The following is a 14,029-nucleotide window of genomic DNA, read 5'->3' on the forward strand; positions in this document are numbered from 1 at the left end:
CGCGGGGGTGTGACGCGGCTGGGGAGGTGGGTGAGGAGTGTGGGCTTTAGCGGAGCGGCGCCGGGAGGCCGGCGGCGACCTGGGTGAAGGCGTCGGTGATGAGGCGCTCGATCGGGGTGGGCGGGTCGGCGCTGTCGAGATAGTGCCGCATGGCGACGGCGATGGCGGCGCTGGCCGCGGCCGCGACGAGCCTCGGATACATGTCGGTGGCGAGGTCGGTGCCGGTGCGCTCGGCGACCGCGGCGGCCAGCTCGGCCTCGGCGATCGCGACCGCGCGCAGTCGCTCGCCCTGCAGCGCGGGCTCGGCGAGCATGGTGCGTACGCCGGTCACCCACTGGGTGTGTGCGGGGGAGGGCATCGCCTCGACCTCGGGGCCGCGCGTGAACTGCTCCAGCGCGGCCCCGGTGAGCGCAGCCCACAGCGGCTCATCGGCGGGGCGTTCGCGCAACGCGGCGGCGGTGCGCAGGCTGCGGTCGAGGTGGCGGGAGGCGATCGCCTCGGCCTTGCTGGAGAAGTAGTTGTTGAAGGTGCGCGGGGAGACACCGGCCGCCTCGGCGATGTCCTCGACGCGGACGTTGTCGTAGCCACGCTCCACGGTGAGGTGGATCGCGGCCCAGCCGAGCGCCGCCCGCGTCTCGGCCTTCTTGCGCTCTCGCAGCCCCGTCATACCGCCACACTAGCACTAGTTGCGCGTCACGCAAATATGCGTGACACGCAAAAAAGTTGCCACCGGGTGGCGCGGTGCCGGGGTCCCCGTAGTACTCGCCGAAAATCGGGCGGATATGGTGCTGACCAGCGATGATCCGACCGTCCAGGCGGCACGATCACCGGGCGGTCATGCGGTTTGCGAGTTCGTCGGCGCCGGGTGTCCAGGTACCGCGCCGGGCCTCGATGCCGTCTAGTCGGCGCTGGGTGCCTTTGCCGCCCCTAAATAGCGGGCGCCGAAAAACAACGCTTAGCCGTGCTGGCCCCACCTCGACATCGAGGGTGTACTCGACCCGGAGCACGTTTCCTGGATCGACCCCGACCCATCCGCCTGGCGAACGGCCCGATGTCAGCGGCTTCACCGATCAGAAATCCTCCGCCACGTCGTCAGTTCTGTAAGCCCTCGCACCGGTGGAAGGATTGATGACCATGACCGACGCCAGACGGCTGGGCGCCGACGAGGCCACGTTCATCGCGGCGGTCCGCGCGGAGGATACCGCGCGGTTCGCGCTCCTGACCGAGCGCCACCGGCGTGAGCTGCAGGTGCACTGCTACCGGATGCTCGCGAACTACGAGGATGCCCAGGACATGACGCAGGAGACGTTCCTGCGAGCGTGGAACAAGCGGGAGTCGTTCAAGGGCCACGCGGCCCTGCGGACCTGGCTGTACCGGATCGCGACGAACGCCTGCCTCGACTTCCTGGACAAGCGCAACGACCGCACACCCGTGCCTGCCGAGCTGCCGGGCGCGGACTCGGAAGTGCGCTACCTGCAGCCCTACCCGGACCGGATGCTTCCGGAGGACCCGCAGGAATCGGTAGTGGCGCGGGAGACGATCGAGCTGGCGTTCATCGTCGCCGTCCAGCACCTGCCGCCGCGGCAGCGGGCGGTGTTCATCCTGCGCGACGTCCTCGGCTGGCCGGCGTCGAAAGCCGCCGACGCCCTCGAGCTGACCGTCGCATCGGTGACCAGCGCACTGCAGCGGGCCCGTGTGACGATGCGCGAGCAGCTGCCCGACCGCCGCCTCGACTGGCGGAGCCCCACCCAAGAGCTGTCGAATGACGAGCGCGGCGTGGTGAAGTCGTATATCGACGCCCATGAGCGCAACGACCTCGACGGGCTGGTGTCCCTGCTGCGCTACGACCTGCGCTTCGCGATGCCGCCCGAGCCGGGCATCTTGATCATGACGGCCAAGGACGCGGTGGACGGCTGGGTCTCCAATGGGCTCTTCCAGCGCGGCTACGACGACTGGCGCTGTATCACCACGACGGTCAACCGCATGCCTGCCGCCGCGCTGTACCTCCGCACCCCCGACGACCCGGAGTACCGGCTGTTCACCATCGCGGTCCTGCACATCGTCGACGGGAAGATCGCCGAGCTCACCGGATTCGACGCCACCGACAAACCATGGCTGGGCCTGCCCCCGACACTGTAATCAGACGAGTCCCCATCGTCGACGAGTCCAGCGCACGGGCCGCCGTCACCGAAGTCACCGCGAAATGAGCACCCCGACCAGCTGAACACCAACGCGACAACGCGAACACCACCGCCCCGCCGGCGTTGTCGGCGGGGCATCTTCATTCCCGAAAGAACATCGTCACGATCAACGACGCCGTCGTCCTCATCTCCAGCAAGTCGGTCAACAGCTCACTCGCAACGCAAGGGAAGGGCCCGGGGAAGGTTCCCTCGTGGCCGAGGGTCACGGTGAGCACGCCAGGAAGGATTTCGACCTGGCCTCACGAGCCGAGCATCTGGCCCGCGCTCATCGCCTCGTCTCGTATCGGGTCAGCACCACGCCGCCGGGAAACGTCCGCCTCTCCATCAGGTTCAGGTTCACCCAGCTGTCCAGGGCCGTAAAGAACGGCGTGCCGCCGCCCACCAGGACCGGGTGGGTAACCAGCACGTACTCGTCGATCAGCCCGGCCCGCATGGCCGCTGCGGCAAGTGTGGCGCCGCAGATGTCCATCGGGCCGCCGTCTTCGGCCTTGAGCCGGGTGATCTCGGCGACCGCGTCGCCGGTGACCAGGCGGGTGTTCCAGTCGACCTTGTCGATCGTCGAGGAGAACACCGCCTTCGGCATGTCCCGCCAGCGGCGGGCGAACTCGATCTCCGCCGGGGTGGCGCCAGGCCGCTGGTCGGCGGTCGGCCAATGGGAGCTCATCGTCTCCCACAGCTTGCGCCCGTACAGCGCCAGGCCGGTCGCCCCCACCCGGTCGGACCACCGCTGGAACAGCTCGTCGCTCGGTACGCTCCAGCCGAGGTCGTCGCCGGGCGCGGCGATGTAGCCGTCCAGGCTCAGGTTCATGCCGAAGATCAGTTTCCGCATCGTGCCAGCCTCTCGTGAGTCGATCTCACACGTACAGACGGGCACGGCGCGGAAACCTAATCGGTGCGCGATCTGCGTCCGCAGGTAGTCCTCGTGTTCCGGACTCGGCACGGCGTACTCGGCTGGGCTCGAGCACTACCCGCCGGATCTCGACTTCACCCTCGTACGGGCAGCGGCGCACCCAAGCAACCACGGTTGACTATTCTCAGGATAGTCAACTAAGGTTGCTTGCATGCCGGCAGAAGACGTACCCGTACCCCAGGATCCCGCCGACGCGCTCGCGGCGGTCGCAGCGCTGCGGCGCCTGGCCGACCAGCTCGAGGACGCCGCCGTGGAGCAGGCCATGCGCGCCGGGTGGGGCTGGCCGGAGGTCGCCGAGGCGCTCGGCGTCACCCGCCAGGCGGTCCACAAGAAGCACGCCAAGCGGCTCATCGCCGCCGGCGTGACGCTGAGGAGACGACAGTGAGCACGATCGACCACTACATCAATGACATCATCGTGCGGGGAGCGGCCGAGGCGCGGGAGGAAAACTCCGCCACCACCGAGGCCCACCACCTCCTGCTGGCCATCGCCGCCGTCGAGGGCACCGCCGCGCACCGCGTGCTGACGGCGGCGGGGCTCGGGCGGCAGGCCATCAGGGACGCGCTGGACCGGGAGTTCGAGCACAGCCTCAACGCGGTCGGGGTGTCCCTCGCCTCCTACGACCTTCCGAAACCCTTCCGCGACCCCAAGGATCATCCGAAGCCCGGCGCCTCCGCCCGGCTCGCGCTCGAACGCGGCTTCGCCGCCGCCAAGGGCAAGAAGGACCTGCGTCCTGCCCATCTGCTGCTCGGCGTCCTGAGCGCCGACGTCGGTACCGTGCCGCGCGCGCTCGCCCTGGCCGGCCTCGACCGGGCCGGCCTGATGGATCTCCTCCAGGAGACGCTCGCGCGCGAAAACTGGTAACCAGCACCCCTGTCCCCACGCTCCGGCCCGGTTCGGGCCGCGATGCGCCATGCCCTCGTGCCGGGCTTGCGCCGGCATGTGCTCCGCCACGAGGGCATCCGATCACGAAGAGAGGTCATCTCATGACGAAGAGCAACGACGTCGTGCTCAACGTCGACGGGCTGCGCATGCGCTACGGTTCGCTCGACGTCCTGCACGACGTCACGTTCCAGGCCCGCCACGGCGAGGTTCTGGCCTTGCTGGGGCCGAACGGCGCGGGCAAGACCACCACGATCGAGATACTGGAGGGCTTCCGCGTCCGGTCGCAGGGCCGGGTCTCGGTGCTCAGCGCCGATCCCGCGCACGGCGACGAGCAGTGGCGGGCCAGGCTCGGGATCGTGCTGCAGTCCTGGCGCGACCACGGCAAATGGCGGGTACGCGAGTTCCTCGCCCACCTCGGCACCTACTACGCCCCCTACGCCGTCCCCGGGATCTCGCGGCCCTGGGACCCCGACGAGCTGATCGAGAAAGTCGGCCTGACCGAGCACGCCGGCAAGAAGCTCAAGACACTGTCGGGCGGCCAGCGGCGCAGGCTCGACGTGGCGATCGGCCTCGTGGGGCGCCCCGAGGTGCTGTTCCTCGACGAGCCGACCACCGGCTTCGACCCGCAGGCCAGGTCCGACTTCCATGCTCTCGTGCGCGACCTGGCCGATGCCCGCGAGACCACCGTCCTGCTCACCACCCACGACCTGGACGAGGCCGAGAAGCTGGCCGACCGCATCCTCGTACTGAACGGCGGCCGGATCGTCGCCGACGGCACCGCCGCCGAGCTGGCACGGCGGATCGCCGGCGAGGACGAGGTGCGCTGGGTGCGCGATGGGCGGCGGTACGTCGAGCGGCCGCCCGACTCGACCGCGTTCGCCCGCGAGCTGTTCGCCCGCTACAGCGACGACGTCCAGGAGCTGGAGGTTCACCGGGCCTCGCTGGAGCAGACGTACCTGGCACTGGTGCGCGAGGCCGAGGAGGTGGCCCGATGAACGCGACCGTACTGCGCGCGGGCTGGTCCCGGGGCCTGATCGAGCTGCGGCAGTCGTTCACCAACGGCGCCGAGCTGTTCTCCCACTTCCTGTGGCCCGCCCTGATGGTGGCCACGCTGTTCTTCATCCGGGACCTGCCGGTCGGCGCTCTCCTGCTCGGCGCCGTGGCCTTACCCGGCATCCTCGGCATGAACGCCGCGACCGGCATGATCGGCATGAGCCAGCAGCTCACCGCCGACCGCGAGGACGGCACGCTGCTGCGTGCCAAGGCGACCCCGCACGGGATGCCCGCCTACCTGATCGGCAAGGTGATCTCGGTGTCCGGCGGCCTGCTCGCCGACCTGGTGATCTTCCTCGTGCCCGCCGTGCTCCTCGTCGAGGGCCTGCGGATCGGCCCGGAATCCTGGCCCGGTCTGGCCTGGGTACTGGCGCTCGGCCTGCTCGCGACCCTGCCCATCGGCGCGGTCCTGGGCTCGATGTTCACCACCGCCCGCGCCCAAGGGCTGGTCCAGCTGCCATTCCTCGCCGTGATCGGCATCTCCGGCATCTTCTACCCGATCACCGCACTGCCCGAGTGGCTGCAGTGGATCGCTCAGATCTTCCCCATCTACTGGATGGGGCTCGGCATGCGCTCAGCCCTGCTGCCGGACGCGGCAGTCGCCGTCGAGATCGGCGCGTCCTGGCGACACCTGGAGACCGCCGGAGTGCTGGGCGCCTGGGCGCTGCTCGGCCTGTTCATGGCGCCGGTCGTGCTGCGGCGGATGGCACGCGGGGAATCCGGCTCGACGGTGGCGGCACGCCGTGAGCGTGCCCTGCAGCGGATCGGGTGAAGGCCATGACCGTCGATCCCTGGCGCCGGACCTGGCCCGGGACGTGATGTTGCCGGCGATCGCGGGACGCCCCACGTCCGTCCCCCGGTCCCCGGCTCGTCCCCCGAGGGCCTGTCCGGCCGGCGCTCGGCCGACTGTCCAGTCCGCCGACCGAGCGTCAGCCAGGGCGCGGACTTGACCGGTGGCAAGCGTCGGCCATACTCGGTCTGTCGGTAAGAGTGCTGCAATGAAGTACATTCCGACGCCGTCGTCCCAGGTCCCGCAGGGTTTGTGCGTCGAGCGACCAGAGCTCGGTTTCGGCTGGGGCAGCGAGGCGGGGTCTGTGGCCGCATTGGCGTACACGCTGTCATCAGGACTTTGACCTGCGACGATCACGGCAGGGAACCGGACAGAGTTTGGGTTCTGATCGATCAGAACTGTCGCGTGTACCAGATAACAAGATCCTTACTGACAGGCCGTATCAGGCGCCGCCGGGTCAGCGCTTCCATTCCCTGTCGTCCGGCGTGACGGTCTGTTTGAGGAAGACGACGCCGTCGATTCTGCCGAGCCGGGCAGGGTCCAGCGGGAAATAGGCGAAATCGGGGGAGACGCGCGGGACGGGCTTCGTGAGGGTCTCGGCCAGGCTGCGGGCGTCGATGAGAGAGTGGTCCCACGGGAGCTCGGACAAGATGCCCTCGACGGTGTCCGGGGGCGGGGTGTCGTCGCCGAACGCGCCGAAGGCCGAGGCCAGGAAGGCGTACCGGTCGCCCAGGTGCGCCTCGGTGATCGCCCCCGCGCTCCACCACTCCAGCTGCTGGTCGCCGAGCGACATGAGGCTCTTGTCGCGCTGCAGGTGAAGGTTGTGGGCGAAGACCAGGGCCGGGCCACTCTCGGCGACGGCGCGCAGGTTGGCGGCCATCATCGCATCCCGCAGACCCGACAGCCTGGCTATCCGGGCCGGGGAGGTGTCGGCCATCCAGTGGTGGTAGCGCAGCAGGCCGACGGCGGTGCGCCCGTACAGCGCCGCCCGTTCCCTGTCGTGCCGGCTCAGCCCGGGTGCCTGGATGTCGAGCAGCGCCACCAGGTCGTCGGCGAGCAGCCGCAGCCGCCGGGCGTCGGCGGACTGGCCGATCGACTGGGACGGGTCCATCACCGTGGCCTCGTTCGTCCACCGCTCGTCCGGGCCCAGCAGCGCCTCCAGGGTTTCCACGCTGCAGGGGAGCGGGCCCTCCAGGAGGGCGTACAGGGCGCTGAGCGCCTGGCACGGGCTCTCGGCCCAGTACTCCAGCGGGCCGTCGAAGCCGAAGAACCGAAGCTTTTCCTCGTGCTGCTCGTTGTGGGCGCGCATCCAGCGCACGAGTTCGCGGTTGGCCGCGAAGGCGCCGAAGTTGTGGCTGAAGCCGCGTTCCATGACGTCGTCGAGCATGCCCGCGCCCGTGGTGACGTAGTCGTCCACCACAAGGCCCTTAAGGCAGTCGCTCTCGATGGCGAACGACCGATATCCCTCGTGCTCGGCCAGATGCCGGAAGATCTCGTTGCGCAGCTCGCCCAGCTCCCCCACGAAGTGCCTGGCCTCGCCCAGGCCGAGCAGCAGGGGCTGGGCGGCGAGCGAGCGCAGGAACGCCGAGACGCCCGCGCCGTCGAGCGGCCGGGCCGTGTCCTTGATATCCATACCTTAAACGGTATCGTTGAACACTCGGTGTAAACTTTTGCGGGAATTACCCGCTGTTGTCGCGATGGACCTTCAAACGATGGTGTATTCATGAGGCCGGTGGACCTGGCGCGAGAGCACGGTCTGTCCACCCAGGCGATCAGAAACTACGAGGAGGCCGGCATCCTGCCCGCCGCCGGACGCAGCGTCCACGGCTATCGCACCTACACGCCGTTGCACGCCCAAGCCCTGCGCGCGTTCCTCGCCCTGGTGCGCGGGCACGGCCACCAGCGGGCCACGTCGATCATGCGGGCGGTCAACCGGGGTGCCACCGAGGAGGCGCTGCGGGTCATCGACGACAGCCACGGCCAGCTCCTGGAGGACCGCCGCACCCTGCAGGCCGTCGAGGCGGCCCTGGGTGACCTGGCGCCTGTGCCGCCGGAGCACGGCGACACCTTCATCGGCCCCCTGGCCAGGAGGCTCGGCATCCGCCCCGCCACCTTGCGCAAATGGGAGAACGCCGGCCTGGTCAAGCCGCGCCGTGACGCGCGGACGGGCTACCGGGTCTACAGCCCGGCCGACGTGCGCGACGTCCGGCTGGTCCACCAGCTGCGGCGGGGCGGCTACCTGCTGGAGCAGATCGCCCCGCTGATCGCCCAGGTCCGCTCCGCCGGAGGCGTCGCCCCGCTGGAGTCGACTCTGCGCGACTGGCGCGCCCGCCTGTCGGCCCGGGGCCGCGCCATGCTCAAGGGCGCCGCCGGCCTGGACGCCTATCTGCAGGCCCTCGACGCCTGAGGGCGGCTTGGGGGGGTCAGCTCGTGTCACGGAGGATCAGCTGCAGCCGCAGCGCCATCTCGCGGGCGGCGCCGGGCTGGTCGAGGCGTTGGATGAGAAGTTCCATCGCGGCACGGCCGGACTCCTCCAAGGGCTGACGCACGGTGGTGAGTTCCAGGGCCTCGGCCAGGTCGCTGTCGTCGAAGCCGACCACCGCCAGGTCCTCGGGGACGGTGAGACCGAGGTCGCGGGCGGCCCTCAGCGTTCCCGCCGCGAGGGTGTCGTCGGCGGCGAAGACGGCCGAAGGGCGATCCGGCGCCGACAACAGCTCCTTGGCGGCGGCACGGGCCGGTGCGACGCCGTGTCCGGCCAGCCGCACGTCGCCGTCGAGGAGAAGGTGGCCCGCTTCGGCCAGGGCCGAGCGGTAGCCGGCAAGGCGCTGCTGTGACGGCGAGAGGTACAGGCTGGATCTCTGCGTCTCGCCGAGGAAGCCGAACCGTCGGTGACCACGGCTGATCAGGTGTTCGGCCACCAGCCGGCCGCCGGTGCTGTCGTCGGTGTGCACGGAGTCGAAGCGGGGGTGGCGGACGTCTATCAGCACCGTCGGCAGCCGCATACCGCTCAGGCGGTCGGCCACCGCTTCGTCCAGGGTGAGACTGACGACGATGAGCCCGTCCAGACGTCCGGTGATGGGCAGGCTGGCGAGCAGGGGGGAGGAGCTCTGCGCGGCCGACTCCTGGTCGAACAGGACGGTTTCCAGGGGCCGGTGGCCCACGGCCCGCAGGATGCCGTTCAGGCGCCGGGCGACCGACGGATAGGAGGTGAACGGCGCGATGACGCCGATGCGCCCCACGCCGCGCCGCGCCTTGGCGATCGCGTCCTGCTTGGGCACGAAGCCGAGCGCGTCCGCGGCCTGGAGGACCTTGCGCCTGGTCTCCTGGCTGACCCGCGCCGGGGAGTTGAGGGCGAGTGAGACGGTGGAGATGCTGACGCCCGCCGCGGTGGCGACGTCGTAGATGGTCGTTCTGGCCGCCACGAGTCGCTCCTTCCGTAAGACGCGCTCTCACCGTCGGCAGGAATCGTATCAAGCATCCGAAGGCGTCGAAGTGCTTCGATAGAAGCATTTGACATTTTCGCCGACGACCCCGTCTCATGTGAGGAAACGGATGCGCGGCCGGTGCCCGGGCGGCGCAGGACAGGTCCGCGTGATGTTGAGGGTCTTGGCGAGCAAGCGCATCGACGACAAAGGAGAGGGCATGAGCCGTTCGTACGTGGTGACGGGAGGGGGCCGCGGCATCGGCAGGGCCGTCGTCGAGCGCCTGCTCGGCGAGGGCGCCACCGTGGTCGCCGTCGAGCGCGATCCGGCGGCCCTGACCTGGCTGGAGGGCCATTTCGCCGGCGCACGCCTGGTGGGTGTGGTCGGTGACGCGGCCGACGAGACCGTGGCGCGGCGAGCCGCCGACGCCGCGCAGGCCGCGGGCACCCTCGCCGGTTGGGTCAACAACGCCGCCGTGTTCGGGGACGCCTCCCTGCACTCGGCCACGACCGCACAGGTGCTGGAGCTCATCGCGGCCAACCTCGACACCGCCGTCGTCGGCTGCGCCACCGCGATCCGCCGCTTTCTCGCGGCCCGCACGCCGGGGGCGATCGTCAACCTCTCCTCACACCAGGCGCGCCGGGCGGTCCCCGGCTGCCTGCCGTACGTGACGGCCAAGGCGGCCGTCGAGGGGATGACCCGTGCGCTCGCGGTCGAGTACGGGCCGCTCGGCATCCGCGTCAACGTCGTGGCGCCGGGTTCGGTGGACACCGAACGCTACGCGCGCTTCCTCGCCTCCCGGGGATCCGCGGCGGCCGCCCGCATCCAGCGGGAGATGGCGCTGTTGCACCCGCTGGGCAGGGTGGCGCGCTCCGCGGAGGTCGCGGCCGCGATCGTCTACCTGCTCTCGGCCGACGCCGGCTTCATCACCGGCGCGACCGTGCCCGTCGACGGCGGCCGGTCGGTGCTCGCACACGATCCCGAGTCATGATTTTCGGCGAACGGCGGCCGTCGCGCGGGCCCACGCCGGCCACCGGTGATGAAGGGCTCCTCGTCGCCCGACCGCTGGGCGCTCAGCGACCACCGCCCCGATGCGGTGATCCGGTTTCGTGGACGACGTCGATCACGCCGAGGCAGAACAGGCCCTTTCACCAGGAATGATATGAACGCTTCCGGCAAGGTAGGGCCGGGGTCATGGACGGGGAACGGCAGGATGGCGCTGCCTGGCGCGCCGAGGTGGAAAGAGGATTCGTCGCCGAGGTGGAGTCGGGACGGCTGGAGCTTCCGCTGCCCGGTGCCGGTGGAGGGGTATGTGAGAAGGCCCGGTTTCCACCAGGGAGGCGCGGGCGTCGCCGCGTGCTGATACGGAGGGGCCAAAGGCGTGGCCGAGACGTTGCTGGCCGCCGCGGCCGAGCGGGAGGTCGGCCCGCACGCCCTGGCCCACCTGGGCGCGGTCGACGTGGCGCTGCGGACCGCGAAGGCCGCCCTGGAGGAGGCGGCCGACGAGATCGACGCCGACCCCCGCGACCTCAAGAACGCGGGCAGGACGCGCTCCCTGCGCCTCAAGACGCTGGTGGAGGCCGTGGCCACCGACGTCATGGGACGGGTGGGCAGAGCGCTGGGCGCCGGGCCGCTCGGCCACGACGCCGCGCACGGGCGCCGGGTCGCCGACCTCACGGTCTACCTGCGCCAGCATCACGCCGAACGCGACCTCGCCGCGCTGGGAGCGATCGTCGCCGAGCAGGGAGCCGGATGGTGAGCGCCGAACGAACCGACGGCGCCGAGCGGGATGTTCGGGGCGATCTTTCCCCCGATCCCATCGACGCCCCGGGCACCTCCGAGTCCGAGTGGCGCGCCTGGCCGGGACTCGGCGCGCTCCCGGCGATCGCCTACGACAACTGGCGCAGCGCGGTGGTGGTCGCCGCCCACCCCGACGACGAGGTGCTGGGCCTGGGCGGGCTGCTGTCACTGCTGGCGGCCTCGGGCGTGCGGCTGGGCATGCCGGACACCGGCCTCGCGGCCCGCGAGGCCGAACTCACCCAGGCGCTGAAGGAGGCCTCGGCCGGCTTCCAGGTGTGCCTGGCCCCGTGGGAGGCGGACGCGCACTCCGACCACGAGGCAGCCGGCAGGGCCGCGGCCGCGGCGGGGCTGCGCCCCTACTTCCACCCGATCTGGGCCTGGCACTGGGCCAGGCCCGGTGACGTGCACCGCGCCCTGGATCCGGCCACCGTCTGGGTCGCCACCACCGACGCCGACACCCTGGTCCCGCCCTGCTGGCTCAGCCGCCAGCTCAGGCACGCCGCCCAGGGCTGGGAGGCCGTCGTCGGCACCGTGACGGTCACCGACTGGTCCGGCTACCCGCCGCCCTTCCACCTCGCCTACGCCCAAAGGTACGCCGCGACGCAGACGAGCCTGACGCGCGAGAGCACGACACCGACGAGCGGCAAGAACGCCGCCGGCGCGAAGAGGGGCGACGGCGCGCGGTGGCATCCGCACGTGCACGGCGCCAACCTCGGCGTCACCGCCGCCGCCTACCTGGCCGTCGGCGGGTTCGGCCCGGTGGCGACCGGTGAGGACCAGGCCCTGGTCGGTGCCCTGGAGGCGGCCGGTCGGCGGGTCCTGCGCACCACCGGGGTGAGTGTGGTGACCTCGGCGCGCCGCGACCCGCGGGCGCCGGGCGGCTTCGGCCACTTCCTCGCCCGGCTCGAAGCCGACACCGTCTCACAGCAGTAGGCGTACCGCGGCCAGCAGCGTGAGCCCCAGCGTGATCCACTCGAAGAGGGTGCGGTCGATGCGGCTGATGACCGCGCGCCCGGCCGCGGCCCCGGCCAGGACCGCCGGGGTGCCCAGCGCGGCGAAGACGAGGCCGGAGGGGGTGATGAGGCCCAGCGCGACGCTGAAGGGCATCTTGAAGGCGTTGATCGTCAGGAAGAACCAGGCGCTGGTGCCCAAGAAGCCCAGCATCGGCAGGCCCGCCGCCAGAAGGTAGACGGCCATGATGGGGCCGGCCGCGTTCGCCGTCATGGTGGCGAAACCCGCGAAGACGCCCGTCAGGGCGGCCACCGGGCGGCGGTGGGCGAGTGAGTCCTGCGGCGCCCGGCGCCGGTTCCACAGGTGCACCGCGATGATCACCAGCAGGATCGCCCCGATGAGCCGTCTCATCTGCGTGTCGTCGACCCAGTGCACCACCACCGCCCCGGCGACCACGCCCAGGGCGACCCATGGGAACAGCCTGATCAGCCTCGGCCAGTCGGCGTGACGCCGGTAGGAGGCCACCGCGACCAGGTCTCCGACGAGCAGAAGCGGCAACAGTGTGCCCGTGGACTGCTTGGTCGGCAGCACGAGCGCGAACAGGGCGATCGCCACCATCCCGGTACCGGAGACACCGGTCTTGGAGAAGCCCACCAGGAACAGGGCGGCCAGCAGGACCACCCACTGGACGACGTCGAGGGAGGGCATCAGCCTCGCCGACGGGAGGAAAGGGGATATGAAGTCACAGATGACCGTACAACGGGCGGCAACCGAGGGCGGCAGAAGGGGGCGCTGAGCGAGATATCCAATGGTCACAGCGGCGCGGACGGCTCCGGTGATCGAACTGCCCGCTCGCAGTGCCGGACACCCCCGAGGCCGGGCCGGCCGCGGTCACGGCCGTCTTCGCGTCCGGCCCCCCGCCTTTCGCGTACGCCGTGGCGAACCCTTCCCCGCCCAGCGCGCTCCGACCGCGGCGAATGAGCTCGCGGACCTGCGGATCGGTGTGCTCGGACGTTCCCCGCAACCCAGACCGTAGCGCTCGCCGGGCCCGAGCGGGCCGTCGGACGAGCGCCTCTCAGCGCCTCTCAGCGCGTCTGTCAGCCACGGTCGGGCCGGATGGCGATGTCGAACACCTGCCGGTCGGCGGGAAAGAGGCCGTAGTTGTAGTTGACGGCGCCGGTGAGCAGGTTGATGCCGTAGAACCCGTAGCGCCCGCCGACCCTCAGCGCGGCGAAGGCGCTGTTGGAGACGGTGACGCCGTTGCGCAGGGAGCTGTGGACGTCCAAGCCCGCCGCGCCGGTCGCGGCCACCCGCAGGTTGCCGATGGCCACCAGCACGCCCGTGTTGGCGGGGGACTGCAGCAACACCCGGGCGGCCGTGGTGTCCACGACGAAGAGCGTCGCGGCGGTGGCCGGGCTGAGGTCGTTGTTGGTGTATCCGGCGCCCGAGACGCCGGTCGCGGCCACTGCGGCGACGGCCGGCGGCAGGGACGGACCGCTGGGGGAACCGGCCTGCGAGGCGGTGAGCGCGCCGGCCCCGGGCCCGGGCCGCGGGCGGGTCAGCGGATCGTCGGCCACGGTCTGCCCCGCCGCCGGAACGCCCCGCGGATCGTCGAGGTTGTGGCGCAGATTCTGCCCGGTATCGCTGATCACCCGCAGCCGGTCGGTGGCGGGGTCGAAGTCGACGCCGAAGTCGGCGCCGCTCAGCGGCACGCTCAGCTGCGAGACCTTGACCGCCCTGGCCCGCCCGCTGAGCGTGTAGACGCCGCCCTGGTCACCCACGCCGTACAGCCTGCCGTCGCGCACCCGGTAGTCGACGCCGACCAGAGCGGTGTCGCCGACGAGCCCGCGGACCCTGCCAAGGTCGCGGGTACGGCCGGGGGAGCGGATCTCGAACCCCACCAGACGCCGGTCGGCGGTCAGCCCGATGACGTCGAGGCCGCGCCTGGCCGTCCCCGACGCAGCGCCGGTCACAGCGCCGGTCACAGCGCCCGTCACAGCGCCCGTCACAGTGTCTG

General features: G+C 71.0%; 15 protein-coding genes. 9 read left to right on the top strand and 6 right to left on the bottom strand.

Going from position 1 to position 14,029, the window contains the following annotated elements; genetic code table 11:
- Positions 1–46: 46 nt before the first annotated feature.
- Complete coding sequence (locus ACIBH4_RS34445) at positions 47–667, bottom strand: TetR family transcriptional regulator (protein WP_362520130.1); 621 nt, start codon at positions 665–667, stop codon at positions 47–49.
- A gap of 467 nt (positions 668–1,134) precedes the next feature.
- On the opposite strand from ACIBH4_RS34445, the gene ACIBH4_RS34450 reads away from it, so the two are divergent.
- Entirely contained in the window at positions 1,135–2,139 is a 1,005-nt protein-coding gene (locus ACIBH4_RS34450; protein ID WP_362769270.1) for an RNA polymerase subunit sigma-70, read from the top strand.
- A 327-nt stretch (positions 2,140–2,466) separates the two neighbouring features.
- Here the strand turns inward: ACIBH4_RS34450 and ACIBH4_RS34455 are convergent, their stop codons facing one another.
- On the bottom strand, positions 2,467–3,030 hold the full coding sequence (locus ACIBH4_RS34455; RefSeq protein ID WP_362769273.1) for a dihydrofolate reductase family protein: 564 nt from the start codon (positions 3,028–3,030) through the stop codon (positions 2,467–2,469).
- 232 nt (positions 3,031–3,262) lie between these two features.
- On the opposite strand from ACIBH4_RS34455, the gene ACIBH4_RS34460 reads away from it, so the two are divergent.
- The 4 genes from ACIBH4_RS34460 to ACIBH4_RS34475 all read left to right on the top strand — a co-directional run bounded on the left by ACIBH4_RS34460 (position 3,263) and on the right by ACIBH4_RS34475 (position 5,821).
- The gene (locus ACIBH4_RS34460) at positions 3,263–3,496 is read left to right on the top strand and encodes a hypothetical protein (RefSeq protein ID WP_362520126.1); all 234 of its coding nucleotides are present in this window, start codon (positions 3,263–3,265) and stop codon (positions 3,494–3,496) included.
- Entirely contained in the window at positions 3,493–3,975 is a 483-nt protein-coding gene (locus ACIBH4_RS34465) for a Clp protease N-terminal domain-containing protein (RefSeq protein WP_362769276.1), read from the top strand. Before ACIBH4_RS34460 ends, ACIBH4_RS34465 begins: the two co-directional genes overlap by 4 nt.
- 122 nt (positions 3,976–4,097) lie before the next feature.
- Entirely contained in the window at positions 4,098–4,991 is an 894-nt protein-coding gene (locus ACIBH4_RS34470) for an ABC transporter ATP-binding protein (protein WP_362769278.1), read from the top strand.
- Positions 4,988–5,821: an ABC transporter permease gene (locus tag ACIBH4_RS34475; RefSeq protein ID WP_362769281.1), complete on the top strand. Its 834-nt coding sequence runs from the start codon at positions 4,988–4,990 to the stop codon at positions 5,819–5,821. The genes ACIBH4_RS34470 and ACIBH4_RS34475 overlap by 4 nt, the downstream gene beginning before the upstream one ends.
- A 475-nt stretch (positions 5,822–6,296) precedes the next feature.
- On the opposite strand, the gene ACIBH4_RS34480 is transcribed toward ACIBH4_RS34475, so the two are convergent.
- Positions 6,297–7,472, bottom strand: a complete 1,176-nt coding sequence (locus ACIBH4_RS34480) for an erythromycin esterase family protein (protein WP_362769284.1) — start codon at positions 7,470–7,472, stop codon at positions 6,297–6,299.
- Positions 7,473–7,562: 90 nt separating this feature from the next.
- Between ACIBH4_RS34480 and ACIBH4_RS34485 the strand changes: the two genes are divergently transcribed.
- Positions 7,563–8,246, top strand: a complete 684-nt coding sequence (locus tag ACIBH4_RS34485) for a TioE family transcriptional regulator (protein ID WP_362520114.1) — start codon at positions 7,563–7,565, stop codon at positions 8,244–8,246.
- A gap of 16 nt (positions 8,247–8,262) precedes the next feature.
- Here the strand turns inward: ACIBH4_RS34485 and ACIBH4_RS34490 are convergent, their stop codons facing one another.
- On the bottom strand, positions 8,263–9,261 hold the full coding sequence (locus tag ACIBH4_RS34490; protein WP_362520111.1) for a LacI family DNA-binding transcriptional regulator: 999 nt from the start codon (positions 9,259–9,261) through the stop codon (positions 8,263–8,265).
- 220 nt (positions 9,262–9,481) lie between these two features.
- On the opposite strand from ACIBH4_RS34490, the gene ACIBH4_RS34495 reads away from it, so the two are divergent.
- From ACIBH4_RS34495 to ACIBH4_RS34505, 3 genes are all read left to right on the top strand, one after another.
- Positions 9,482–10,252 carry an SDR family oxidoreductase gene (locus ACIBH4_RS34495; RefSeq protein WP_362520108.1) on the top strand — a complete coding sequence of 257 codons (771 nt, stop codon included), beginning with the start codon at positions 9,482–9,484 and terminating at the stop codon, positions 10,250–10,252.
- Between the two features lie 390 nt (positions 10,253–10,642).
- Entirely contained in the window at positions 10,643–11,020 is a 378-nt protein-coding gene (locus ACIBH4_RS34500; RefSeq protein WP_362520105.1) for a hypothetical protein, read from the top strand.
- A complete protein-coding gene (locus tag ACIBH4_RS34505; protein ID WP_362520102.1) occupies positions 11,017–11,994 on the top strand; it encodes a hypothetical protein in 978 nt (325 codons plus the stop codon). The genes ACIBH4_RS34500 and ACIBH4_RS34505 overlap by 4 nt, the downstream gene beginning before the upstream one ends.
- On the opposite strand, the gene ACIBH4_RS34510 is transcribed toward ACIBH4_RS34505, so the two are convergent.
- Both ACIBH4_RS34510 and ACIBH4_RS34515 read right to left on the bottom strand, forming a co-directional pair.
- Entirely contained in the window at positions 11,983–12,720 is a 738-nt protein-coding gene (locus ACIBH4_RS34510; protein ID WP_362520099.1) for a sulfite exporter TauE/SafE family protein, read from the bottom strand. The two genes, ACIBH4_RS34505 and ACIBH4_RS34510, sit on opposite strands and share 12 nt — an antisense overlap.
- Positions 12,721–13,109: 389 nt before the next feature.
- Positions 13,110–13,985, bottom strand: a complete 876-nt coding sequence (locus tag ACIBH4_RS34515; RefSeq protein WP_362769287.1) for a DUF4394 domain-containing protein — start codon at positions 13,983–13,985, stop codon at positions 13,110–13,112.
- Between the last annotated feature and the right edge of the window lie 44 nt (positions 13,986–14,029).

The organism is Streptosporangium sp. NPDC050284 (assembly GCF_044459525.1).
In the GTDB taxonomy this organism is placed as follows: Bacteria; Actinomycetota; Actinomycetes; order Streptosporangiales; family Streptosporangiaceae; genus Streptosporangium.

What these genes read in the sequence shown, in the direction of transcription:
- ACIBH4_RS34445 (WP_362520130.1), bottom strand. Translation starts at nt 667, where the DNA reads ATGACGGGGCTGCGAGAGCGCAAGAAGGCCGAGACGCGGGCGGCGCTC.
- ACIBH4_RS34450 (WP_362769270.1), top strand. Translation starts at nt 1,135, where the DNA reads ATGACCGACGCCAGACGGCTGGGCGCCGACGAGGCCACGTTCATCGCG.
- ACIBH4_RS34455 (WP_362769273.1), bottom strand. Translation starts at nt 3,030, where the DNA reads ATGCGGAAACTGATCTTCGGCATGAACCTGAGCCTGGACGGCTACATC.
- ACIBH4_RS34460 (WP_362520126.1), top strand. Translation starts at nt 3,263, where the DNA reads ATGCCGGCAGAAGACGTACCCGTACCCCAGGATCCCGCCGACGCGCTC.
- ACIBH4_RS34470 (WP_362769278.1), top strand. Translation starts at nt 4,098, where the DNA reads ATGACGAAGAGCAACGACGTCGTGCTCAACGTCGACGGGCTGCGCATG.
- ACIBH4_RS34475 (WP_362769281.1), top strand. Translation starts at nt 4,988, where the DNA reads ATGAACGCGACCGTACTGCGCGCGGGCTGGTCCCGGGGCCTGATCGAG.
- ACIBH4_RS34480 (WP_362769284.1), bottom strand. Translation starts at nt 7,472, where the DNA reads ATGGATATCAAGGACACGGCCCGGCCGCTCGACGGCGCGGGCGTCTCG.
- ACIBH4_RS34485 (WP_362520114.1), top strand. Translation starts at nt 7,563, where the DNA reads ATGAGGCCGGTGGACCTGGCGCGAGAGCACGGTCTGTCCACCCAGGCG.
- ACIBH4_RS34495 (WP_362520108.1), top strand. Translation starts at nt 9,482, where the DNA reads ATGAGCCGTTCGTACGTGGTGACGGGAGGGGGCCGCGGCATCGGCAGG.
- ACIBH4_RS34510 (WP_362520099.1), bottom strand. Translation starts at nt 12,720, where the DNA reads ATGCCCTCCCTCGACGTCGTCCAGTGGGTGGTCCTGCTGGCCGCCCTG.